Annotated in this window: 28 protein-coding genes; 10 read left to right on the top strand and 18 right to left on the bottom strand. The window is 33.3% G+C overall.

Annotation, left to right across the window (positions count from 1 at the left end; translation table 11 throughout):
- Window positions 1-5: 5 nt before the first annotated feature.
- The 9 genes from Q0822_RS15105 to Q0822_RS15065 form a co-directional block, all read right to left on the bottom strand.
- On the bottom strand, window positions 6-941 hold the full coding sequence (locus tag Q0822_RS15105; protein ID WP_299125156.1) for a pyridoxal-phosphate dependent enzyme: 936 nt from the start codon (window positions 939-941) through the stop codon (window positions 6-8).
- The gene (locus tag Q0822_RS15100) at window positions 942-1,724 is read right to left on the bottom strand and encodes an enoyl-CoA hydratase-related protein (RefSeq protein ID WP_299125153.1); all 783 of its coding nucleotides are present in this window, start codon (window positions 1,722-1,724) and stop codon (window positions 942-944) included. It lies immediately after the preceding gene.
- Between the two features lies 1 nt (window position 1,725).
- Window positions 1,726-2,112, bottom strand: a complete 387-nt coding sequence (locus Q0822_RS15095; protein WP_299125150.1) for a VOC family protein — start codon at window positions 2,110-2,112, stop codon at window positions 1,726-1,728.
- 80 nt (window positions 2,113-2,192) lie between these two features.
- The gene (gene paaD, locus Q0822_RS15090) at window positions 2,193-2,693 is read right to left on the bottom strand and encodes a 1,2-phenylacetyl-CoA epoxidase subunit PaaD (protein WP_299125147.1); all 501 of its coding nucleotides are present in this window, start codon (window positions 2,691-2,693) and stop codon (window positions 2,193-2,195) included.
- A gap of 52 nt (window positions 2,694-2,745) precedes the next feature.
- Complete coding sequence (gene paaC / locus Q0822_RS15085; protein ID WP_299125144.1) at window positions 2,746-3,498, bottom strand: 1,2-phenylacetyl-CoA epoxidase subunit PaaC; 753 nt, start codon at window positions 3,496-3,498, stop codon at window positions 2,746-2,748.
- Complete coding sequence (paaB, locus tag Q0822_RS15080; RefSeq protein WP_299125143.1) at window positions 3,498-3,785, bottom strand: 1,2-phenylacetyl-CoA epoxidase subunit PaaB; 288 nt, start codon at window positions 3,783-3,785, stop codon at window positions 3,498-3,500. The genes paaC and paaB overlap by 1 nt, the downstream gene beginning before the upstream one ends.
- An 11-nt stretch (window positions 3,786-3,796) precedes the next feature.
- Entirely contained in the window at window positions 3,797-4,753 is a 957-nt protein-coding gene (gene paaA / locus Q0822_RS15075) for a 1,2-phenylacetyl-CoA epoxidase subunit PaaA (RefSeq protein ID WP_299125142.1), read from the bottom strand.
- A gap of 61 nt (window positions 4,754-4,814) precedes the next feature.
- Complete coding sequence (locus tag Q0822_RS15070) at window positions 4,815-5,888, bottom strand: FAD-binding oxidoreductase (RefSeq protein WP_299125140.1); 1,074 nt, start codon at window positions 5,886-5,888, stop codon at window positions 4,815-4,817.
- Window positions 5,889-5,956: 68 nt separating this feature from the next.
- On the bottom strand, window positions 5,957-6,526 hold the full coding sequence (locus tag Q0822_RS15065) for a TetR/AcrR family transcriptional regulator (RefSeq protein ID WP_299125138.1): 570 nt from the start codon (window positions 6,524-6,526) through the stop codon (window positions 5,957-5,959).
- A gap of 49 nt (window positions 6,527-6,575) precedes the next feature.
- Between Q0822_RS15065 and Q0822_RS15060 the strand changes: the two genes are divergently transcribed.
- Window positions 6,576-6,881, top strand: a complete 306-nt coding sequence (locus Q0822_RS15060; RefSeq protein ID WP_299125135.1) for a rhodanese-like domain-containing protein — start codon at window positions 6,576-6,578, stop codon at window positions 6,879-6,881.
- Here the strand turns inward: Q0822_RS15060 and Q0822_RS15055 are convergent.
- On the bottom strand, window positions 6,876-7,490 hold the full coding sequence (locus Q0822_RS15055) for a DUF4230 domain-containing protein (RefSeq protein ID WP_299125133.1): 615 nt from the start codon (window positions 7,488-7,490) through the stop codon (window positions 6,876-6,878). The two genes, Q0822_RS15060 and Q0822_RS15055, sit on opposite strands and share 6 nt — an antisense overlap.
- 225 nt (window positions 7,491-7,715) lie before the next feature.
- Here Q0822_RS15055 and Q0822_RS15050 point away from each other — a divergent pair, with 225 nt between their 5' ends.
- The 5 genes from Q0822_RS15050 (at window position 7,716) to Q0822_RS15030 (ending at window position 11,214) form a co-directional block, all read left to right on the top strand.
- The gene (locus tag Q0822_RS15050; protein ID WP_299125131.1) at window positions 7,716-8,486 is read left to right on the top strand and encodes a hypothetical protein; all 771 of its coding nucleotides are present in this window, start codon (window positions 7,716-7,718) and stop codon (window positions 8,484-8,486) included.
- 76 nt (window positions 8,487-8,562) lie between these two features.
- A complete protein-coding gene (locus Q0822_RS15045; RefSeq protein WP_299125128.1) occupies window positions 8,563-8,934 on the top strand; it encodes a TfoX/Sxy family protein in 372 nt (123 codons plus the stop codon).
- Window positions 8,935-9,040: 106 nt separating this feature from the next.
- On the top strand, window positions 9,041-9,385 hold the full coding sequence (locus tag Q0822_RS15040) for an SRPBCC family protein (RefSeq protein ID WP_299125126.1): 345 nt from the start codon (window positions 9,041-9,043) through the stop codon (window positions 9,383-9,385).
- A 46-nt stretch (window positions 9,386-9,431) separates the two neighbouring features.
- Entirely contained in the window at window positions 9,432-9,977 is a 546-nt protein-coding gene (locus Q0822_RS15035) for an ASCH domain-containing protein (protein ID WP_299125124.1), read from the top strand.
- A 274-nt stretch (window positions 9,978-10,251) separates the two neighbouring features.
- On the top strand, window positions 10,252-11,214 hold the full coding sequence (locus Q0822_RS15030; protein ID WP_299125121.1) for a hypothetical protein: 963 nt from the start codon (window positions 10,252-10,254) through the stop codon (window positions 11,212-11,214).
- 4 nt (window positions 11,215-11,218) lie between these two features.
- On the opposite strand, the gene gldC is transcribed toward Q0822_RS15030, so the two are convergent.
- Together gldC and gldB are read right to left on the bottom strand one after the other, a co-directional pair.
- Complete coding sequence (gene gldC, locus Q0822_RS15025) at window positions 11,219-11,554, bottom strand: gliding motility protein GldC (protein ID WP_299125119.1); 336 nt, start codon at window positions 11,552-11,554, stop codon at window positions 11,219-11,221.
- Window positions 11,554-12,516, bottom strand: a complete 963-nt coding sequence (gldB, locus tag Q0822_RS15020) for a gliding motility lipoprotein GldB (RefSeq protein ID WP_299125117.1) — start codon at window positions 12,514-12,516, stop codon at window positions 11,554-11,556. The genes gldC and gldB overlap by 1 nt, the downstream gene beginning before the upstream one ends.
- Before the next feature lie 91 nt (window positions 12,517-12,607).
- On the opposite strand from gldB, the gene nadE reads away from it, so the two are divergent.
- The gene (gene nadE, locus Q0822_RS15015) at window positions 12,608-13,396 is read left to right on the top strand and encodes an NAD(+) synthase (RefSeq protein ID WP_299125115.1); all 789 of its coding nucleotides are present in this window, start codon (window positions 12,608-12,610) and stop codon (window positions 13,394-13,396) included.
- 126 nt (window positions 13,397-13,522) lie between these two features.
- Window positions 13,523-14,152 carry a response regulator transcription factor gene (locus Q0822_RS15010; RefSeq protein ID WP_299125113.1) on the top strand — a complete coding sequence of 210 codons (630 nt, stop codon included), beginning with the start codon at window positions 13,523-13,525 and terminating at the stop codon, window positions 14,150-14,152.
- On the opposite strand, the gene dnaG is transcribed toward Q0822_RS15010, so the two are convergent.
- Window positions 14,149-16,116 (bottom strand): DNA primase, encoded by a 1,968-nt coding sequence (gene dnaG, locus Q0822_RS15005; protein ID WP_299125110.1) that lies wholly within the window; start codon window positions 16,114-16,116, stop codon window positions 14,149-14,151. The genes Q0822_RS15010 and dnaG overlap by 4 nt on opposite strands.
- Before the next feature lie 162 nt (window positions 16,117-16,278).
- On the opposite strand from dnaG, the gene Q0822_RS15000 reads away from it, so the two are divergent.
- Entirely contained in the window at window positions 16,279-16,743 is a 465-nt protein-coding gene (locus tag Q0822_RS15000) for a hypothetical protein (RefSeq protein WP_299125106.1), read from the top strand.
- Between the two features lie 105 nt (window positions 16,744-16,848).
- On the opposite strand, the gene Q0822_RS14995 is transcribed toward Q0822_RS15000, so the two are convergent.
- The 4 genes from Q0822_RS14995 to Q0822_RS14980 all read right to left on the bottom strand — a co-directional run bounded on the left by Q0822_RS14995 (window position 16,849) and on the right by Q0822_RS14980 (window position 20,475).
- On the bottom strand, window positions 16,849-17,952 hold the full coding sequence (locus tag Q0822_RS14995) for a hypothetical protein (protein ID WP_299125103.1): 1,104 nt from the start codon (window positions 17,950-17,952) through the stop codon (window positions 16,849-16,851).
- Between the two features lie 90 nt (window positions 17,953-18,042).
- Complete coding sequence (locus Q0822_RS14990) at window positions 18,043-18,828, bottom strand: hypothetical protein (protein ID WP_299125102.1); 786 nt, start codon at window positions 18,826-18,828, stop codon at window positions 18,043-18,045.
- Entirely contained in the window at window positions 18,815-19,378 is a 564-nt protein-coding gene (locus Q0822_RS14985; RefSeq protein ID WP_299125099.1) for an RNA polymerase sigma factor, read from the bottom strand. The genes Q0822_RS14990 and Q0822_RS14985 overlap by 14 nt, the downstream gene beginning before the upstream one ends.
- 119 nt (window positions 19,379-19,497) lie before the next feature.
- Window positions 19,498-20,475: a polyprenyl synthetase family protein gene (locus Q0822_RS14980; RefSeq protein WP_299125095.1), complete on the bottom strand. Its 978-nt coding sequence runs from the start codon at window positions 20,473-20,475 to the stop codon at window positions 19,498-19,500.
- A 135-nt stretch (window positions 20,476-20,610) separates the two neighbouring features.
- Here Q0822_RS14980 and Q0822_RS14975 point away from each other — a divergent pair, with 135 nt between their 5' ends.
- A complete protein-coding gene (locus Q0822_RS14975) occupies window positions 20,611-22,218 on the top strand; it encodes a choice-of-anchor J domain-containing protein (RefSeq protein WP_299125092.1) in 1,608 nt (535 codons plus the stop codon).
- 50 nt (window positions 22,219-22,268) lie between these two features.
- On the opposite strand, the gene rlmN is transcribed toward Q0822_RS14975, so the two are convergent.
- Window positions 22,269-23,309, bottom strand: a complete 1,041-nt coding sequence (rlmN, locus tag Q0822_RS14970; protein WP_299125090.1) for a 23S rRNA (adenine(2503)-C(2))-methyltransferase RlmN — start codon at window positions 23,307-23,309, stop codon at window positions 22,269-22,271.
- Window positions 23,310-23,345: the final 36 nt, after the last annotated feature.

The raw sequence follows: 23,345 nt of genomic DNA, 5'->3' as shown, positions 1-23,345 counted from the left end.
TTATATTAAAATGGTAGATTTTTGACATCTACATTTCCGCCTGACAAAATAATGCCGACATTTTTATCTCTAAATTCTCCTTTATTCTTCAATACAGCTGCGAAGGGTACAGCGCAAGAAGGTTCTATAATAATTTTCATGCGCTCCCAAATGAGTCGCATTGCATTTATAATTTCATATTCCTCAACACGGATAATCTTATCGACATGTTTTTGTATAATCGGAAAATTACGATCTCCTAAATGCGTTCTTAAGCCATCAGCAACGGTATGAAAACTTTCATTCGTTTCTATTTTACCCGAAATCAAAGAGCGATAGGCATCATCTGCTTCCATCGGTTCTCCACCAATAACTTTGCAGTTATCCGAAAAATAATGCGCTGCTAAAGCAGTTCCTGCAATAAGTCCACCACCACCAACTGGTGTTAAAATTACGTCTAATTCTGGACATTCTTCTAACAATTCCATAGCAGCAGTACTGTTGCCATAAATAACCTCATCTTGATTCGAAGGATGTAGAAAAGACGCTCCCTTTTCTTTCTTTATTTTATCAGCTGTAGCTTCTCTTGCTTGTGGTGTAGATTCGCATTCTATGATTTCGCCTTTATAAGTCTTTACACCATCCTTTTTAACCTGTGGTGCATTTTCTGGCATGACGATATAAGCCTTAACATCTAATTTTTTAGCAGCCAAGGATACGGCTTGTGCAAAATTACCCGAAGAATGCGTTACGACTCCACGTTCTCTTTCTTCATTTGAAAGCGATAGTATGGCATTAGCTGCACCTCTCATTTTGAAAGCTCCCATTTTTTGAAAGTTCTCACATTTAAACACAATATTTGCTCCTACCATATCATTTAGTAAGCTTGAGCTTAAAACTGGTGTTTTATGAATAAATGGTTTTATTCTATTGTGAACTTCTATGAGGGTTTCTTTATTCAATTAATTCCCTTTGAAATTTGGTTTACGTTTTTCAATAAAAGCCGAAACACCTTCCGCATAGTCATTACTGCTGGCTGCTTCAATTTGCAATTTAGATTCTAAAGCTAATTGATCCACTAGAGTATTAGTCATGGACTTATTGAACAATTCTTTGATAAGACCTAACGCTTTTGTTGGCATATTAGCCAGTTTCACTGCTAATTGATTTATAGTGTCTTCAAATTCATCTAAAGAAACAGATTTATAAATCATTCCCATTTTTTCTGCCTCTTCCGCCGAAATTTTGTCTCCTAACATAGCCAATGCCTGTGCTTTTTGAAAACCAATTAAACGTGGTAAAAAGAATGTACCTGCACTATCAGGAACTAAACCAATTAAACTAAAGGCTTGAATAAAACTCACCTTATCATGAGCAACGACAATATCACAAGCTAAAGCAATGTTAGCTCCTGCTCCTGCAGCCACTCCATTTACGGCACCAATGATAGGTTTCTTAATAGAACGCAATCTTGTGATGATAGGATTGTAATGCTCTTCTAATATTTTTTTAAAACCTGGATTTAATTCCGGATCTGTAACTTCTTTTAAATCCTGGCCTGCACAAAATGCTTTACCATTGCCAGTTAAAACAATTGCTCGGACTTCTGAATTTGCTTCGCAAGCATCCAAATTATTTTGAAGACTTAACGCCATTTCACGATTGAAGCTGTTAAATACTTCTGGTCTGTTTAGTGTTATATACGCTACTTTATTTTCAATTTTTAATTCAATTGAATGACTCATATTATTCTGGTAATTTAAAATAAGGGTTATATATAATGCCGATAATGTTTTTCCAAGGATCGTAAACACTTGCAACCATAAGTTCACCGCCTACATTATTCGGTTCTTCGTGTTTTGATGCGCCTAAATTTATTAAATGCTGATAGGCCTCGTCTATGTCTTCAACTCCCCAATATGAATATACATTCTCCGTTTTTAAGTTGATATCTCTTTCTTCGGATTGTAGACCTAATTCGTATCCACCAATATTAAAGCCAACATAAAAAGGTTCATTAAAATAGGGCTTTGTATTAAAAGCTTTTGAATACCATTCTGTGCCTTCAACGATATCACTAACCATATAAATAGTTGTTCGTAATCCTAACATCAAAGGTTTATTGTCGCTCATACCTTAATTGGACTTCAATTTTTTTAAAAATTATTTTTCTTCATGAGATCCTGAAACAAGTTCAGGATGATAACATATTGTCATTTCAAACATTTAAAATAATCAAATGGCTCTTGACAATCATCACATTGAAATTGTGCTTTACATGCCGTAGAACCAAACTGACTTACTAATCTTGTGTTTTGAGAACCGCAATTGGTGCACTTTACCATGCGTTTACCGTTTAGCAACACATCCTTATCTGCTTCAGCATCTAATGGTGCCGCTATTCCGTAATCTTCCAAGGCCTTACGACCTCTAGGTGTAATCCAATCTGTCGTCCAGGCAGGATGTAAAATCAAATCAATATCAGACTCATAACCTGCATCTTTTAGTGCTTTTTTTATATCATCACCAATAACATCCATTGCAGGACAGCCACTATAGGTAGGTGTAATTTCAACCTTAACAACATCATTAATTATTACAGCAGATCGCACAACTCCCATATCCATTATAGACAAAACTGGGATTTCAGGATCTGAAACCTGTTCTAGTATTCCTATTAATTCTTTATCTATATTTTGTTGAGTGCTTGTCATATTTTAATAATGAGATCCTGAAACTAGTTCAGGATAACAAATCAAAGTTTTATCACCATTCCATATTAGGATAAGCACGCTGCATATACTGTAATTCAGCTAGAATATAACCTAAATGTTCAGTGTGAATACCTTCTTTACCTCCTTTTTGAAAATATTTAGACTCAGGTATTTGAAGTGTTGCTTCTTCTAAAAGTTCACTGACTTGTCTATAATAGCTCTCTTTTAATTTAGTAACATCCACGCCAATACCTTCAATAACCATTGCTTTATCTACTTTAGTTTGATGAAACAATTCATCCGTATAAGTCCACAGATCATTAATCGCTTCTTGCATTTTCCCCTTACTCTCTTCAGTTCCGTCACCTAAACGTTTTACCCAATCTGATGAAAAACGTTCGTGATAGCTTACCTCTTTAATGCATTTATTTGCAATAGCTGAAAGCGTTAAATCCTTACTCTTCTGTAACTCTGATAAAAAAGCTAAATGGTATACATCAAATAAAAATTGTCTTCCAATTGTGTAAGCAAAATTTGTATTTGGTTGCTCTACCAATAATACATTTTTGTACTCTCGCTCTTTACGTAGCATTGCAATATCATCTTCAGTTCTTCCATCACCAGCTATCTTGGCAGCATATTGAAAATAGCTACGTACTTGTCCAAATAAATCCAAGGATATATTGGTGCATGCGATATCAGTTTCTAGACTCGGACCATGACCACACAATTCTCCCATTCTTTGACCAAGAATTAAAGAATTGTCAGCAATACCCAATAAGTAATTATATAAATTATCTTTCATTACATATGTTTTACTTCGTCTGGTAAATCGTAAAAAGTTGGGTGACGATACACCTTGTCTTGGGCAGGTTCAAATAACTCACCGTTATTTTCTGGATTTGAAGCTGTGATATTTTTAGATTCTACAACCCAAATACTTACCCCTTCATTTCTTCTGGTATATACATCACGAGCATTTTCTAGCGCCATTTCGGCATCTGCAGCATGCAGACTACCACAATGCCTGTGTTCTAATCCGTTTTTACTTCTTACGAAGATTTCCCAAAGTGGCCAGTTTTTTGTTGACATAATTTTATATTTTAAACTGCTTGTTTTTCTTTTCTAGTTTGTTTCTTTTCTGCATGAGCCATGGCTGCATCTCTAACCCATTCTCCTTCTTCCCAGGCTCCAACTCTTGCTTTCATTCGTTCTTTGTTCATAGGTCCATGACCTTTAACTACTTGCCAAAACTCATCCCAATCAATTTCACCAAAATCATAACTACCACGCTCTTCATTCCATTTTAAATCTGGATCTGGAATTGTAAGTCCAATTAATTCTGCTTGAGGAACTGTTTGATCTATAAATTGCTGACGCAAATCATCATTAGACTTACGTTTTAATTTCCATTTCATAGATTGCGCTGTGTGTACAGAAACATCATCTGTTGGGCCTAGCATCATTAAACTCGGCCACCACCAACGATTTAGGGCATCTTGTGCCATATCCTTTTGTTCTGATGTACCATTCGCCAGTTTCATCATTATCTCAAATCCTTGTCTTTGATGAAAACTTTCTTCTTTACAAACACGAATCATTGCTCTTGCATATGGTCCATACGATGTATTACATAATGGCACTTGATTAATTATTGCTGCACCATCTACTAACCATCCAATAGCTCCCATATCTGCCCAAGTAATTGTTGGGTAGTTAAATATTGAAGAATATTTTGCTTTCCCAGTATGTAATTGCTCGTACATTTCGTCTCGAGAAATACCTAAAGTTTCAGTTGCTGAATACAGATATAATCCATGACCAGCTTCGTCTTGAACCTTAGCCAATAATGCTACTTTTCGTCTTAAAGATGGTGCCCTTGTAATCCAGTTACCTTCAGGAAGCATACCTACAATTTCAGAGTGCGCGTGTTGCGACATTTGCCTGATATGTGTTTTACGGTACTTTTCTGGCATCCAATCTTTTGGTTCGATTTTTTCGTCTCTTGCGATACGCTCTTCGAATTGTTTCTCTAAACTTCTAATTTGTTCTTCACTCATAGTTTTTTAGCTTTTAGCTATTGGCTTTTGGCCATAAGCGATTTTTCTTTTTCTATATATTTTATACGTCAAAATCTACAACAACTTTATCTGTCGTCGGAACTGCTTGACAGCTTAATACTAAATTCTGACTTACTTCTTTATCATCTAGTGCATAGTTAATTTTCATTTCAACTCCACCTTGTTTTACCTCACATTTACACGTACTACAGACACCACCTTTGCATGCGAATGGCAAATCTGCTCCTGCGTTTAATGCTGCGTCCAAAATATTATCAAACTCTTTTGTCATTGTAAATGCAAATTCTTTTCCGCCATCTACAATAATAACTTCTGTACCTTCAACATTTTGCTGCGCTAAGCGTTCCTGTCGTTTTATATCTTCTTCTGACAACCCAGTGACGAACAATTCATAATGCACCAATTCTTTTGATAAACCAGCGTTAATAAGATATTCACTCACATAGTTAACCATTTTCTCTGGTCCACAAAGGAAAACTTCACTTGTATCTGGAATATCTATAAACGTCTTAGTAAGCACCTGCATTTTTTCATCATCAAATCTTCCGTTGAATAATTCTATATCTCGACGCTCTTTGGTTAAGAAATAATAAATCTCAAGCCTCCCAAAATAGGTGTTTCTAAGCTGTTCTAATTCTTCTTTAAAGATAATAGATTTAGCTGTTTTATTGACATAAAAAAGTTTACAAGTAGAGTTTGGTTCAGACTTTAAATGTGCTTTAATCATTGAAAGTACTGGTGTTATACCACTTCCTGCAGCAAAAAATAAATAGTTTTTAGCTTTTTCAGGATTTACCTCGACACCAAATGTTCCACTTGGTGACATCACCTCTATAGTATCACCTGCTTTTAGTCTTTCATTGACATAGGTTGAAAATTTTCCACCTAAAATTTGCTTAACTGCTACTTGCCAACGATTTTCATAGGGACTCGAACATAACGAATAAGACCTACGCACATCCTCGCCATCAATGTCAGCTTTTAAGGTTAAATGTTGACCTTGTTTAAATTCAAATGTATTAAGTAGCTCAGTAGGAATTTCAAAAGTAACTACTGAAGTATCTTCTGTTTCTTTATAAATATTCTCAACCTTTAGATTATGAAATTCTGCCATATTTAATCTTTAAAGATTAAACTAACAAGTGTTAGTTTATTTGACAAAGTTATAAAATTTAATCTTAACTATTTGTTAATACCCTTAATCAAGATTTGATTTAAGGTATTTGACAATTCTTCTAAGTTAAGTTCTTCCTTTTTAGGGATCCAAAGGTAGAGTGAACGTAGTGTAGTTAATATTGAAAACATCATAACTTCTGGGTTAACATCTACTATTTCACCTGACGTTATTCCTTGCTTCAAAATTGCTCTGAAATCATCTTCATAATCAATACGCAATCTTTGATAATAGTCAAGTTTTTCCTCCAAGTGCATCCAATCATTATTTAACGATGCCATTCCGTAAATGTTCTGACTAGAAATTCTAACGTGCAGTTCTATTATTCGATTGAGTTTACCGATGCAATTTTCACCTGAAGATTGAACCAGTTTCATACCAGCTGTAAATTCTTCTGCCAAATTGATAATAATAGCGTTTAGTATATCTTGTTTTGAATTAATATGGTTGTATAAACTCGCAGCTTTTATTCCCATAGCCTTTGCCAAATCGCGCATGGTTACAGCACTATAACCTTTTTCTTTGAATAACTTAGCAGCTACTCTTATAATTTCCTCTTTACGTGTTTCTGGCTTCAACTATTACAATATGGTGTTATAATTCGTAAATTTAAGCAAAAAAGAAGCTATGGGGTTTTTAGATTTTATTTTTGGAGCTAAAAAGCATCGCGTTGAAGATTATATTGAAAACGGAGCCATTATTTTAGATGTAAGATCACGGCGCGAATGGGATGCTGGACACATTGAAAACGCAGTACATATTCCATTAGACGAATTAAATAATAGATTTGATGAAGTCAAAAAGTTAGATAAACCGGTCATAGCTTGCTGTGCAAGTGGAGTACGGTCTGCAAAAGCGGCAAAATTTTTAACGCTCAAAAATATTGATGCCATTAATGGTGGTGGTTGGGTAAGCTTAAAAAACAAACTATAATTTTAGGGACCTTAAAACTTCAAGAGACTCAACAGGTGTTTGATTATACTCCAATGTCCAACCCAAAGAATTAGTTAGAATAAAAAACTTAGAAAGTTCACTAATCAACCTATTCTGTGCATTAGATTTTAGATCTGAAGCCTCAATCTTTTTCATCAATGATGCATTAACCGTCTCTTTAATTTCGTTGTAGTCTTTCGCTTCAAACTGGTTCAAAAAATCAGCTTGAATATCATAATATTCAAAATCTGGATTGATTTTTATTTCTTCTTCTGGAATACTTAAAATTTCCAAAGTCTTAGTTTCTTCATTTACGTTGTATTCAATCTTACTTAAATCGTATGCTACAGTTACATCTGCATTTACAACAACTAAGGCTTTCTTCTCTGCTTCTAATAAATCACCAAAAATGGCTTTAGAATTCTTATAGCTAAAAACTTCACTAAAGTGACCTTCGGTAACGACAAGTTTACTCACATTTTTGAGTTGTTCTTGTATTAAAGCAGAGTTTTCTTGTAATATAATTTTGTCTTCTTTTCTATCTCCACAATATTTAAATGTAAAGAGAACAATTAAAGTAATAATAACACCAAATAGTATTTTTCGCATAGGCTAATTTAAAGAAATTACTAATCAATATACAGAAAGATATGGATTTTTAAATCCTGTTTTTTTGCTTTACATCGTAGTTGACAGTACGTCAACCCTTAAAAAACGTAAAACATCTTTTTTTTATGAAAAATGAATTTTTACATTCTACCTTAGTATTAGTTAAGCAAGTATTCGTCTTTATAAAGTGAATATTTAAAACCCTCAAATTTAAAAGTGAATATTATGATTAAATCCATATCCACTCTACTTATCCTATTTTCAGCCCTCATTCTTTCTGGACAGAATATAACATTGTTGAAAAATTATAATCCAAAGGCTAAAGAACTAAAACATAGTTTAAACAAAACTAAAGATAGTTTAATATTGGTTAGTGAAAATACAATTCTTAAAGTTGAAATTTTTAATGAAGATTATGAAGATGTCGTTGTAGTTGAAGGCCATAACGCACGAATCGGTTTAAATAAACTTCCTGTTGGTAAATTTGTTGTTGAGGCGAAATTGACCGATAAGGTAATTGTTATGGATTTGATTAAATATGAAGATTTTAATGAAACAACTAATTCTGCCGTTCCGTTCGAAAAAAAGGATGTGGCAGAAGGCAGAGGCATGATGCTAGACGAAAGTCTTAACTTAGTAAAAAGCACTCCTAAAAGAAGTGTAGGATTTATGCTCAATCGTGGAAAAACAAAAAAACAAAGTCAGAAAAAACAAAAATTCTATTGGACGATAACTATAGTCAACAATGAAATTGGCTCTATCAAAACGATGCGATTAGTAGATCATGAATCCGTTGAACGAATGATTGTGAAGAATAAAATCGTAAATAAGGGCTCGTCTAATAAATTAAATGAATTAATTGTTTGGGAGGTTTATAACAAAACTAAATTCATGGAGCATCAAGTATCAAATCCTGATTTCATTTATTCACCAAACTCGGAGTATTTTAATACTACACCTCATTACTCTACAAAGAATAGTGTTCAGAGTTTATAAATCTAATTATTTCACTATTTAATTAGACCAAGACACCATTCTTGTCCGTACCTAATTTATTCTTATCAAAACATTGATGAATAAATTAATATCTTTATTCATGGCTTACGATGAACATTTGGGAGACAGAATCCGACAAATTTTACAAACTAAAAACGTTCCTTTTTACGATAAGAAAATGATGGGAGGATTAGTGTTTATGGTAAACGATAAAATGTGTTGTGGTATTCATATTGATAAAAAATATGGAGATAGTTTATTAATGGCTAAAATAGGTGAAGAAGCCTATAACCAAAACATCGAAAAAGAAGAATGTTTACCAATGGATTTTACAGGCAGACCTATGAAAGGTTACATATTTATAACACCTCAAGGTTTTGACATGGATTCAGATTTGGAATATTGGATTGACAAAGCTGTTGCATTTAATAAAACTATCACAAAATGAAACATACGGGGTTTATCGACATCAATCAGTCTTGTAGGACATAGTAACAAAATTATTTGCAGGCCCAAATAACCTCAAAGAGTATCAAGATGGGTTTATAAGAAAAATGCACCTGAGCGGAGATAAAGGACAAAATGGTGCAATTTCTAATATGTATTATAAATATGGTAAAAACGAAATGGAATTAACCGAAACCATTACAAAAAATGATTTACCGCATACCTTTGAAGCTCATTATCACCATAAACACATAGATAATAGCATGAAATGTAATTTTACTACACTTAGTGATGATGAAACCAGATACGCATATGAATATGAGTACAAACGCATTAATTGGGTAATTCCAAAACCTATGTCAATTCTATTTCCCAGTATGGACAAAAAGCTTGCAGAAAAATGGTTGCGCCAGTTTAAGGCTCTTTCCGAAAACTATAAAAGTGATACATAATCTGTTTTTTTAATTATTTTTACTGGTATAATAAATAATCAAAACTTTGAAAAAACGAATAACAATCATTCTATTTTTAGTTTTAATTGGCTGTAAAAACGAAACAAAAACAGAAAAAGGAATTGACAAAACTGTTTATGAAATATGGAATAGCTTTACCAAAGCTAATCCAGATTTTAGTAAAGATCAATTGCCAGAATCTTGGTATTTTCATAATAATGAAGAAGACGCAAATCGATTAGCAGAATTAGTTGTGAGTGGAAAAAAGAGAGCAGGCTCTGGTTTATATTCTTGGTACAAAGATGCCAATGCAGATTTACCAAAAATCGGAACTAAACATATAATAACAGATTTTGAGGGAAAAGCAAAAGCGATAATAGAAATTAAAAAGGTAGATACAATTCCGTTTCATAAAATTTCTGAAGATTATGCCCAAATGGATATGGGAACCACAATTGAACCTCTCAAAAAATGGAGGAAAGCACATTGGGACTTTTTTGCAAGTACAATGGAGGAAAACGGAAAGAAACCGACTGAAGAAATGCTCATAGTTTGCGAAAGATTTGAGACAATCTGGCCAATAAATCCTTAAAATACATCAAAATGTAGGTAAATATTGATTGATATCGCATTAATAAATTGACCATTCACAAACCTAAACTACTGATTAACAACGAAAAACATGTCATATGTGCCCTGTTTTTTGCAATATACCGAAGCGCTATACACATTAACTAAAAAAAATGCCAAGCGTCTAAGTTTTAGTATTACCAAAATGATTGCACGTAAATTTGTAGGGAACAATGAATATTCTAAACAGGATATTTTATGTTCAATTTGTTTCCCAAAAACAAAACCTACTTATTATGAGAAGATTATATACATTCGCATTCTTGCTATTGACAACTTTAGGGTATGGTCAAAAATCAACATTACTTCAAAATGTTAACACAAGAGCAAAAGAACTAAAACACAAGTTAAACGATACTGGAGATAGTCTTATTCTAAAGTGTGAACGCACTATTTACAGAGTTGAAATTTTTAACAAAGATTTTGAAAAATCTTTGATCGTAAAAGACTCTAAGGTAAAAATTCCTCTAAAAGATATTCCTGTTGGTCGATTTGTTGTAGAAGCTGTTTTACCAGATAGACTGATTGTTATTACGCTTTTAAGAAACGAAATAATAAATAATCCTGTCAACATAACCAGACCAAATAGAAAAGTGTCATTATTTGGTGATACAACCTTAGCATCAAATGATACATCTGTTACTACACCAGAAGTTAAAATAGAAGAACCTAAGTTAGCAGTTGTAAATAAAAAAGAGCAAGTAATTGATAAAAAACCAATAAAAATTAACCGAAAAGTAGCTTCAGCAAAGAAAAAGCCAATTGTTAGAGCTACAAGAAATTTAACCTCATTAAAACCTAGAGAATCTCTTTTAGAATTAGAATCTACAGTTATAGATTTAAAAAGACCCGCTAATAATAACCGTTTATCATCTGCTCATAACCTACAACCAAATTCAGCAAACAAAAGAGTGCAAGCTTACTGGATTGTCTATCAGACAAACAACAGACATAGCTCTGGTAGAGAAATGCGCTTTGGTGACGATGCGTTGGTGGACAAAATGATTTCGCACATTAACCTAGATAAGAGAACAGTAGCAGGTAAAGACAATGAGTTAACTGTGTGGGAAATCTATGACGTATCAGCATTTTTGAAATACAAAATGAAAAACCCTGATGATTATAGTAAAGAGGCAGAATGTTTTAATAAAGTACCATACTTTAAAACTGGAAAAAACCCGAGCACACCAGAGCCTTAATTAGCTATTTTTTAAGCTCTAGCTTATCTGCAAAATAGTCACAAAAATCTTTCATGGTAGCAGTCATTTTTTCGTCTTGAGTTGCTCTTAAAAAGGTATCACTCATAGTGACCAAAGTTTGATGAAAAAATAGTTTCATCTCATCTACAGGCATGTCTTTAGTCCATAAATCTATCTTCAAGGTTTCTTGAGCTTTACTATCCCAAACAGATAGCATTACAGCTTTAGCTTCTTCATTAGTAACTCCACCATCTTGTGCGGACCAATTTAGCTTTTCTGGCACACGATTCTCATCGAGTTCAACATTTAATTCTATCTTAGAGTGTATAGTATTAGACATTATTTTTTGGGTTTAAATTTTGATTTATTGAAAATTTCTCCAGGCTCTTTCTGTAAAATTGCCATTACATCTTCATCTGTAATATCCGCATATGCTTTTACAATTTGCCAACCTATATATTGCCCTAATTTGCCAGGAGACTCATTATCAAATGCTCTATAAAACTTAGAAAAAGGTGCATTTGCGATAAAACGACTCGATAATTTACTATCAGAACTATACAATAGTTCTTCTTCAATAAAATAACTCCAAATCGGACTTTCATTGACCTCAGCCCATTTGATTTGCTCTTCGGAATAGCCTATTTTTTCTGCATCTGTCTTAAAAGGAATCATTACATCCTTAAAATATAGTAGTTTACCAAAGTAAATCATTTCATCGAGCAAAGTCTTACGATTGCTTTGATACACATATTTTTGCCCAAAACCGTCTGCCAAATCTACCACGATTTGCTCCTTATTAAAGTTTTTAGCCAAATAATCTGGAATACCACCATCAACATAAAATCTGTGATCTCTGCCCAAGTAATTGTCTAATGCAATTAAGGCAATACTATCTGTAACAATCACTTTATCTCTGTATTGAACGTAATTAGTTAGTGTTACTACTCTAGGCACTGAAAATACCTTATCATAATACTTAATATGCTGAAATAAACCTATCAGTTCTTCTTTGGTGTCTTTAAAATCATCAAAGGTTTTATTAACCTCTTCTAAAATCTCATTATGTAGCGTATCACTTAGTCTATTGATCCATATAGAATCTGGTGTATGCTTAGAAAATAAAAATGGATACCCTTCTTTTAGTTTAGGCAAATCTTTAGGTTCAGCATCTAAAAAAGTCTTATCAAAGCGTTCTACAACGAAATCAACTTCAATTTTTGCAATCTCTTCTTCGAGTTTAGATTCGTCATTACAAGACACAAGAGTTAATCCTAGTAATAAAATTATATAAAATCTCATCTGCATATGGTAAAACATTTTTAATCCTAAAAGGTTTCCGTTATTTTTGTTGTGCAAAGGTACACTTCTTTGTTTTAAAAATTCAAAAATTATGCAAACGGAAAAGGTTGTAAATCACATTGTAGATTGGCTTAAAGATTATGCGACAAATGCTAAAGTTAATGGCTTTGTTATCGGAATTTCGGGAGGAATTGATTCTGCAGTTACTTCAACACTGTGTGCTAAAACGGGTTTAGACCTACTATGTATTGAAATGCCTATACATCAAGCTGCAAGCCATGTCACAAGAGCACAAGAGCACATTACACAATTAAAAAAGCGTTTTCCGAACGTAAAAGATACACGTGTAGACTTAACACCAGTTTTTGAAGAATTCAAAACTGAAGTAAGCCTTGACGGCAAACAAGCTACAGTAGATATGGCTTTGGCCAATACAAGAGCACGCTTGCGCATGACGACATTGTACTACCATGCTGGTTTATTAGGCTTATTAGTTGCAGGAACTGGAAACAAAGTTGAAGATTTCGGTGTAGGCTTTTATACTAAATATGGTGATGGAGGAGTAGATTTAAGCCCTATTGCTGATTTATTAAAATCTGAAGTTTATGAACTTGGAAACTACTTACGAGTACCTGAGTCCATTATGAAAGCTGCTCCTAGTGATGGTTTATTTGGTGATGCTCGTAGCGACGAAGATCAAATTGGCGCATCATATGATGAATTAGAATGGGCAATGCAAATGAAAGATGACGGTAAAACAGCTGAAGATTTTGAAGGTAGAAAACGTGAAGCCTATGAGATTTTTATGCGATATAACAAATCAAACAAACACAAGATGATTCCTATACCAATTTGCGAAATTCCTAATAAATTAAAATAAACATTGCATTTTATCGAATAAATTGCGTTAAATGGTTAAATTTTCATTATTTTTGTTTAACGAATCTCCACTAATTTCTTGACTTAGTTTTTTTATAATTAACCCTAACCAAAAAAATCAATTATCATGATAAATATTTTGATTGTTGACAGTCATCCTATTGTAAGAACCGGCCTAGAACTATACCTAGGTAGTAAGCCAGATTTTAAAATAGTAGGAAATTTAAGTAGTGGTATTGAAATCTTTGAATTTGTAAGAAGAAACAAAGTAGATGTCATTATATCTGAAATAGATCTACCAGAACTTAATGGTATTACTGCACTCAGAGCAATTAAAAAGGAGTATAAATCTATTAATGTTTTGATGTTTAGTCATCAACCCGAAGAGATTTATGCCATTAGTACACTAAAGGCTGGTGCATCTGGCTACCTCAACAAAACTGCAAGTGTTGAAGATATAGAAACTGCCGTAAGAAAAATTCATTCTGGAGAGACTTCTCTTAGCGAAAAAATGGATAAACATTTCCGTTATGAAGATACTCGTAAAAGTAGAAGCCGTATGTTCAAGAAGCTTTCTACTAGAGAAGTTGAAGTTTTAAAACTTTTATCTATAGGAAGAAAAAACAAAGAAATTGCTCAAGAGTTAGATATTAACGAAAAAACAGTTAGTACTTATAAAGCAAGACTTTTTAAGAAATTGAATGTAAATAATATTGTAGACCTTATTCACCAAGCTAAGCATCATAATCTCGCCTAACCGCCAATCACTTTGCCTAGTTTGCGAGAGAGTAGCATCTTTAGACCTAAGTAGTCTTTTACATCTTCTATAATCGCTCTAGTGTCTGTGTTTTCTCTGAGCGTATCATTTTTGTATTCTGCTACTTTCTGGTCAATTAAATAACAACGTAAACTCAAAATGGTTTGGCTTACCAATAGCGAAATAGAATGTTCTTTTTCCTTTGGAATAATTTGATTGCGCTCCCAGTCATGAAGATTGTATTTTTCATCTTCCATTAAAATACTAGTTACTGTACCTGCAGATTCTTGGTCGAGTTGATTAATAAAATCCTTGGTAGAAAAGTTTTCGTCTTGGTTTAACCTATCAATTATAGAATAGTATAATTCCTTAAACTTTTCGTTGGTAAATTGCATTTCATCTTCCTGAAGGTCTAAGTATATTTTTTCGAATACTCTAGCTTCTTGCGTGGTTGGTTCTAGCATCAAATCTCCTGTAACCTCGTCTTCTTTCAATATTAAATCTTCAAACTGTTCTGTTCTATCACCATAAAGCATTAAGATTTCAATAATTTTTCGTTCAAGTTCGTATTGAACATCGACTTTTTGCTTTGGTTTGGGTTCGTTCTTTACAACTTGAAAAGCCTTTTGCTCTTGCTTATATTTTTTATTGGCTTCTTGAAAATCTTTTTTACTTATTTGTGCTAATGTACTAAACAGCACATTTTCACTAATGTCCATAATCCTAGCACATTCCTGAATATAAATTTCTCGCTTTATAGAATCTGGAATTTTAGCAATACTATTTACAATTTCTCTAATAGTTTCAGCCTTTTTAATAGGATCGTTATTGGCTTCCTTTACAAGAAGTGAGGCCTTAAATTGAATAAAATCTTTTGCGTTTTCATTAAGATATGCTGTAAGTTCTTCTAAGGTATTCGACTTTGCAAAACTGTCGGGATCTTCACCATCTGGAAACGTACAGACCTTAACGTTAACTCCTTGCTCTAAGATTAAATCTATACCACGAATCGAAGCTCTAATACCAGCTGCATCACCATCAAAAAGTACTGTGATATTATTTGTTAGTCTGTTAATTAAGCGAATCTGATCCGCAGATAAGGCTGTACCAGAAGAAGACACCACATTTTTAATTCCTGTTTGATGAAACTGAATAACATCGGTATAGCCTTCAACCAAATAACAATTATCCTCTTTAGCAATACTCTGCTTGGCAAAATATAAACCATACAAAATCTTACTCTTATGATAGATTTCGCTTTCTGGCGAATTAAGGTATTTTGCCGCTTTTTTATCATTAACTAGAATACGTCCTCCAAAGCCAAGAATACGACCACTCATACTGTGAATAGGAAACATAACACGACCTTTAAATCTATCGAAGCGTTTTTCATCTTTCACAATAGTAAGACCCGTAGCAGAAAGAAAATCTATATTATAACCTTTACCTAAAGCATCATCTGTAAACGCTTGCCATTCATCTAAGGAATACCCTAATTGAAACTTTTTAATCGTATCTTCAGTAAAACCACGTTCTTTAAAATAACTTAAACCGATAGCTTTACCTTGGTCTGTATTATGTAATACTTTTTGAAAATATTCATTAGCATATTCGCTCACTAAATACAGACTTTCCCTTGCATTTTGCTGTGCCTTTTCTTCGTCAGTCCGCTCGGTTTCTTCTATCTCTATATTGTACTTTTTTGCTAAATACTTAATCGCTTCAGGATACGTGAAATGCTCGTGTTCCATTAAAAACGTCACAGCATTGCCACCTTTACCACTAGAGAAATCTTTCCAGATTTGTTTCACAGGTGAGACCATAAAACTTGGAGAGCGCTCATCGCTAAAAGGGCTTAAACCTTTAAAGTTACTGCCCGATTTTTTGAGTTGTACAAAATCACCAATCACCTCTTCTACGCGAGAGGTTTCAAATACTTGAGCTATGGTGTTTTGTGAAATCAAAAATTAGAATTTTAGCAAGTTTGTAAATTTAAGATAAACTATTTGTTTTAAAAATTTATGACCCAAATTAACTTGACTTTCTCATTAGAAACACCGAACTTCGTTTAACGTCTGATATAAGTCATTAAAACGGACTTATATCAGTAAGTTGCGCTTAATAGAATGAAAGAACTTAATTCTTACATATTTGAGTCTGATATTGAGGGAGCCCATAAACTGTTACAAGAGGGTGCAGATATTAATGCTAAATATGGAATTGGAATAACACCAATTTCCTCTGCTATTAATAGTGATAACCCTTCAACTTTACAATTTGTAATTGATCAAGGCGCTAATGTCAACATTGATTATGGAGCACCTCTTTCTGAAACAATTGACTATTGTATTGATGGAATGATTCAAAACAATCTTGATTCACCCTACCCAGAAGCATTGAAAATGCTTAAAATTCTTTTAGAAAACGGTGCGGATATAGAATTAAAAGATGACAATGGAGAAAGACCGATTGATGTATTATTAGCTTATGCTCAAGACGACTTTGAGTGGTTAGAAAAACTAAAATCATTTTTCAGACCATTGATTCCAAATATTGGTGAATTAATAAATACTAAGCACAACAATACCTAAACTGCATGTAAAATGCAGTTTAGCCAAAACGTTAAACGATATCAATAAAAAAAACCTTAATCCAAAAACAGATTAAGGCTTTTAACACTCAAAAAATTGATTGGTTTAGTCCATATCAAAACGGAGACCTACTGAAATATTATTTTGATCTATCGTTTGGTTTTTAAATAATGGATTGAGATCGTACTTAACATATAAAGCTATTTCACCCAAAGCTACATAGCCACTTAGACCGTAAACAAACTCACTGACTTCAAACCCACCACGTTGCTTATCTTTTACACGTTCTCCATCTTCTTTGTATTTTAGTTTTTGCATGCTGCCAATATTTAGACCTGCATATCCACCTAAACCAACTTTTAGTTTCTTATGTGTAGAATATCTAAAATAGTTCTCTTTTTCAATTTTTTTAGATGGTCCAAATTCTAAATGTAATGGGAATACCAAATTTGTAGTTCTGAATTTACCTTTATTTAAATCCGTTGGAAATTCTTGTAAAGAAATATCACCATCTGTGTTCACTAAAAAATTGTTATCCTTTATATCTAACTTATTCCACTGAAACGAGAAACCATATTTTAATCTCCAAAAGTTAGTGTTGTCAAAAATCCTGGTTTTCCAAGCGTAACCTAATTCTACAAAACCAGAACCTCCTAGTTTGTAAGGTGAATCATCTAAATCTTGTCCATCGATTAGTGTGTTGTTAAATCCTATTGCAAATACAACATCTTCAGTCGTCCTTCGGTCGTATTTTCTAGGTTTGTCTTTTGACTTATCACCAATATAAATAAAACTTTCATTTGTATTTTCATCTCCACCTATTCTTATAATTACTCCATCACCATCATCATATTTTCTGTATTGATAGTCTTCGTAACCATTTCTTTTCAATAACTCTATCTTCTGATCGATTATTGCTCTTCGGTTTTCGATATTAAGTGCTGCTGTTTTTGCAGCTTCTTTTTTTAGGTCTTCTGCTTCAGCAGCTGTAATTTCTTTATTATCTAATCGCTTATTAATCTTAGATATTTTTAATTTTAAAATAGATTTTTCCTGATCTTCTATTTTGGCTCTTTCCTCTTCTAAGTTAAGGACTTTCTGATCCATGTCAACTTTCCTTAATGAATCTAATTTTTTGTTTTGTCCTTGTGCTGTAGTAAATGTTAATGCTAAAATTGCATATACTACTAATCTTGTAATTGTGTTCATAACTGTTCGTTTTTTGATTTATTGATGTTTATTAATTTGATTCTCGTTTTTGGTTCTTTTTTATGAGATTCATGCTTTCGCAGGAACTTGTTAGTTATTACGATCTGCAACTGCCGTTTTTACGGTTTCGTAACTTTCCGTTAGTGCTTCAAACACTTTGCTTCTAAAAGATTGTCCCATTTCATCCTCCACACTCAATAATAGTGCATTTGCATCTACAGTTTTTGAGGGTTCTTTTTGTAATTTTTCTTTAAACAGTTCTTTACTCGCTAATTTTAATAAAGAATCTATTTCTCTGTCTGCAACTGTTGTGTTTTCTGATTTTAAATTATTTAATGCCTCTGCAACTGCTTCCTTCATTATAGCGTCGCTAGTTAGGCTTTGCAGATTCATATTTAATTCTTCTGTTTTCTTAGGTTCATTATTTTCACCATTTAGAGTTTCATTCTCAGCAAGTTGAATTTTAGACTGCGTTTTTTTATTTGTTACTTTTTTATAGTCTAAAATTTGAGGCTCTTTAGTACTTTGCAAGCTTTCATTTTTATCTTCAACAATTTCTTCTTCACTTGCTAACTCTAAAGAATTAGTATCGTTTAGTTTTGGTGTTTTATCTTCTAATTGCTCTACTTTAGGTTCATCATTTACCATTTTTGGTAACGTGTCTTCTGTATTACTCGATTTAAAAAAATGTGCAGATACAGCAATCATTATAATCAATCCTGCAGCAATACTTAACCACCAAAAGATTGGATTTCTCGACTTCTTTTCATCAGCATCTAATCGATCAGATAGCTTAGACCAACTTTCTGACGATGGTGACAAGGTTCGCTTCTCAAGCTTGTCTTTTATATTTTCTTCGAATTTAATTGGTGCCATAACTATTGTTATTTAATTCTTTAATTTTCTTTTGAAGCATTTGTCGTGCTTTAAATAATTGCGATTTTGATGTGCCTTCAGAAATGTTTAATAATTCTGCAATTTCATTGTGCTTATAACCTTCTATCGCATACATTACAAATACCATTCGGTAACCTTCTGGAAGGCTATCAATGAGCTGCTGTATTTCAGCAACTTCAATATTTGTTTTAATGTTATTAGAATAATCGTGCTCTAAATATTCATCTTCTGTAGCAAATTCAATATTCTTTTTCTGCCTCAAATACGAAATTGCTTCTCTTACCATTATTCTCCTTACCCAACCTTCAAAACTTCCTTTATTTTTAAATGTTTTTAGGTATTTAAAAACCTTAAAAAAACCATTTAACATTGCTTCTTCTGCTTGGTGTACATCTTTAATATAATATCTGCATACACTTAGCATTTTTGGCGCATGTAACTCATACAATACATGTTGTGCTTCGCGATTGTGTTTCGCAGCTCTCTGTATGAGTTTAGATTCGTTTTTATGAAGTTGAATAACTTTCATTAAGTTGATTTGTATTGCGCTTCTATTTATAAAGACGCAATTTTATTACAAAGGGTTGTCTTGAGAGTGAAAATAATTGAAATTTATTTTTAATAAACTGTATTTCAGTATTTTAAATTTTATTTTTTTCTGTCAATAACATAATCCACCATGAGTATTAGTGAAGATTTATATGGCGATTCTGGGTAACTATGCAGTAAATCAAGGGCTTCTTTTTGAAAAGATTTCATTTTTGAAACTGCATATTCTAACCCACCATTAGATTTTACAAAAGCAATAACCTCTTTAACTCGCTTTTTGTCCTTATTATGATTTTTTACTGAATTAATCAACCAAGCCTTTTCCTTTTTAGAGCAGTTATTAAGAACGTGAATTAGAGGCAGTGTCATTTTTTGTTCTTTAATATCAATACCAGTTGGTTTCCCAATGGCTTCTTCTCCATAATCGAACAAATCATCTTTGATCTGAAATGCCATACCTATGAGCTCACCAAATTTTCGCATGGCTTCTACATCTGGTGAATTTGGTTTTACCGAAGCAGCACCCAAACTACAACAAGCTGCTATTAAGGTTGCTGTTTTTTGACGAATGATATCATAATAAATATCCTCAGTAATATCTAATTGTCTGGCTTTTTCAATTTGAAGCAGTTCACCTTCACTCATTTCGCGTACTGCAACGGAGATGATTTTCAATAAGTCAAAATCATTATTATCAATTGAAAGCAATAAGCCCTTTGATAACAAATAGTCACCTATAAGTACAGCAATTTTATTTTTCCAAAGCGCATTAATAGAGAAGAAGCCACGTCTTCTATTACTATCATCTACAACATCATCGTGTACTAATGTTGCTGTATGTATTAACTCAATAACTGATGCCCCTCTGTAGGTACGCTCACTTACCTCACCATTGTTCATCATTTTAGCAACCAAGAACACAAACATTGGTCGCATCTGTTTACCCTTACGATTAACAATGTAGTGCGTTATACGATTAAGGAGTGCCACCTTACTCGCCATAGAGAGTTGAAACTTTTGTTCAAAAAGTTCCATTTCATAAGCTATGGGTTGTTTTATTTGTTCGGTTATTTTCATAAATGCATCTAAACCATTGCAAAATTACGAATAAAGGTAGTTTATATCGACAAAAATTGAATATTAGGGATTTAACATTTTTTTTGAGCAATTATTCGTAGATTTAAAGCTATTAATCCAAAAAAACGAAAACGCATGAAAAAAATTACTTTGTTATTATTAACACTTTGTATAAGCCTTGTAAGCTATGCCCAATTCCCTGAAAGTTTTGATGGAGGGCCTAATATTCCCGCAGGATGGGCAGTATTTGATAATGGTATTGGAACAACTTGGTCATGGACTGTAAACGATACAGACGATTATGTTTCTGTAAGATGGTCAGAGGTTCTTCCAGCTGGTCAGATAGCAGAAGACTGGATTGTTACTCCTCAAATTGCCATTACAACTATGAACAATCTTTTAACTTTTGATATGACTGATTTTAACGCTCCAGACTTTGGCTCGGAAGTTAAAGTTAGAGTATCAACTGATCCAACACAAACTAATATTGCTGGATTTACGGATATTGTATTTACAATAGACGAGTTAGACACAAATGGTGGTGCTTTTCAGCCATGGTCAGTAGATTTATCAGCATACGTCGGAAGCTCTATATATGTTGCGTTTGTTATGGAGAACAATGATGGTGATGCCTGGGGACTTGATAATGTTGATTTTGTAGAAATACCTTCATGTGCTGATCCCACTAGCTTTGCTATTGGACCAAACGGGATTACTCTCACAAGCGTAGACGTTGCCTGGACTGATCCAAATGGTGCTGGTACTGTTTTTGATATTGAGTACGGTGAATTAGGATTCACCTTAGGTACTGGGACAATAGTAAATGACATTGCAGCTACAAACTACGATATTACAGGCCTAATGCCAGACACAAATTATGAACTTTACATTACAGCAAATTGTAGTGGTGGCAACGGAGATAGTGCACAAGTTGGTCCAGTAGGATTTTTAACAGCTTTTGATTGTACAAATTATACAATACCATCTACGGAGGTATTTGATAACAATAATGCTTTTGTTAATTGTTACGCAACGGAAGATGCTGATGGTGACGGACTTTCTTGGATTACTCAACAAGATTTAGATTTAGATGGTGACATGATTCCTGAAACATTTGCTACAAATGCTAATGGAGATCCGGCTACTGTAATGAAAGATGATTGGATGTTTAGTCCTCCTTTGGCTTTAGTTGGTGGTACTACTTATGAAGTTACAACAAGATATAACGTATTTAGTGGAACTCCAAATGCAAGTCTTGAAGCTTTCATCGTAGATGCAACTTCTTCTACTGCTACACAACTCGCTACTTTATTTTCTAATACTGGTATTGTAACTCAAGGTGATTTTGCTACTTTAGAAACTATGGCATATGAAGAAGTTAATACATTTTCAGTGAGTAATTCAGGTGATTATCATATTGCTTATCGTTCATTTGGTGCAGGAGATTCTGGATTTGTACTTATGTTTGATTCTAATATAGATGTGTCATTAAGCGTTGCAGATTTTGAATCTAATGTTTTCACACATAACTATAATAAAATCTCTAAAACACTTAACTTAGATTCGTCTGATATGGCTATGACAAATATTGAAATATATTCTATTTTAGGTCAGGCTGTTATTTCTAAACCATTATCAAGTACATCTGAGTCTATTAATGTTTCATCTTTAAATGATGGAGTCTATTTAGCTAAGGTAAATATTGATGGTTATTCTAAGACAATTAGATTTGTAAAGAATTAACCTGATAATTATTGTATAAAAAAGCGGCAGATTGCCGCTTTTTTTATTTCTTAACTTTTATTCGCCAACTGTCCACAAGCAGCATCAATATCCTTGCCTCTACTTCTTCGCACAGTAACAGTGATGTTATTCGCTTCCAAAACATTTACATACATATCTATCGCTTTTGAATTGGCTTGTTGAAACTCTCCATCATCAATTGGATTGTACTCTATAAGATTTACTTTACTTGGTGCGAATTTGCAGAATTCAACTAAAGCATCTACATCTTTACGTTTATCATTAATGCCATCCCAAACCACATATTCGTAGGTAATTCTGTTCTTTGTTTTGGCATACCAATATTGCAGTGCTTCACGCAAATCATTTAATGGAAAAGTAGCATTAAAAGGCATTATTGAAGTTCTTACATCATCAATTGCTGAGTGAAGCGAAACCGCTAACTTAAACTTCACCTCGTCATCAGCCATTTTTTTAATCATCTTTGGTACGCCAGAAGTCGAAACTACTATTCGCTTTGGTGACATCCCTAAACCTTCTGGTGATGTAATTTTATCTATAGCTTTAAGTACATTGTTGTAATTCATGAGTGGTTCTCCCATACCCATAAATACGATGTTGCTTAATGGTCTGTTGTGATATAAACGACTCTCATTATCAATAGCAACTACTTGATCATAAATTTCATCTGGATTGAGATTTCGCATACGTTTTAATCGTGCTGTAGCGCAAAATTTGCAATCTAAACTACATCCAACCTGAGAGGACACACAAGCTGTAGTTCTTGTTGCTGTTGGAATTAAAACCGATTCCACAATTAAATCATCATGAAGTCTTACGGCATTTTTAATGGTACCATCAGAGCTTCGTTGCATCTGATCTACTTTGATATGATTGATTACAAAATTATCTTTAAGCATTTGCCTAGTTTCTAATGATACGTTAGTCATATCTTCAAAACTATGAGCAGATTTTTGCCACAACCATTCATACACCTGGTTGCCTCGAAACGCTTTATCTCCTTGTTCAACAAAAAAATCTCTTAGTTGCTCTTTGGTTAACGCTCTTATATCTTTCTTTTTCAGTTCCATTTGATGCAAAAGTACTTAAATGAATTCGGTTTTCTC

The sequence above is a fragment of the uncultured Winogradskyella sp. genome (assembly GCF_947496485.1).
Taxonomy (GTDB): Bacteria; Bacteroidota; Bacteroidia; order Flavobacteriales; family Flavobacteriaceae; genus Winogradskyella.
The sequence above is the reverse complement of the archived record's forward strand: the minus strand, read 5'-3'. Positions and strand labels throughout refer to the sequence as shown.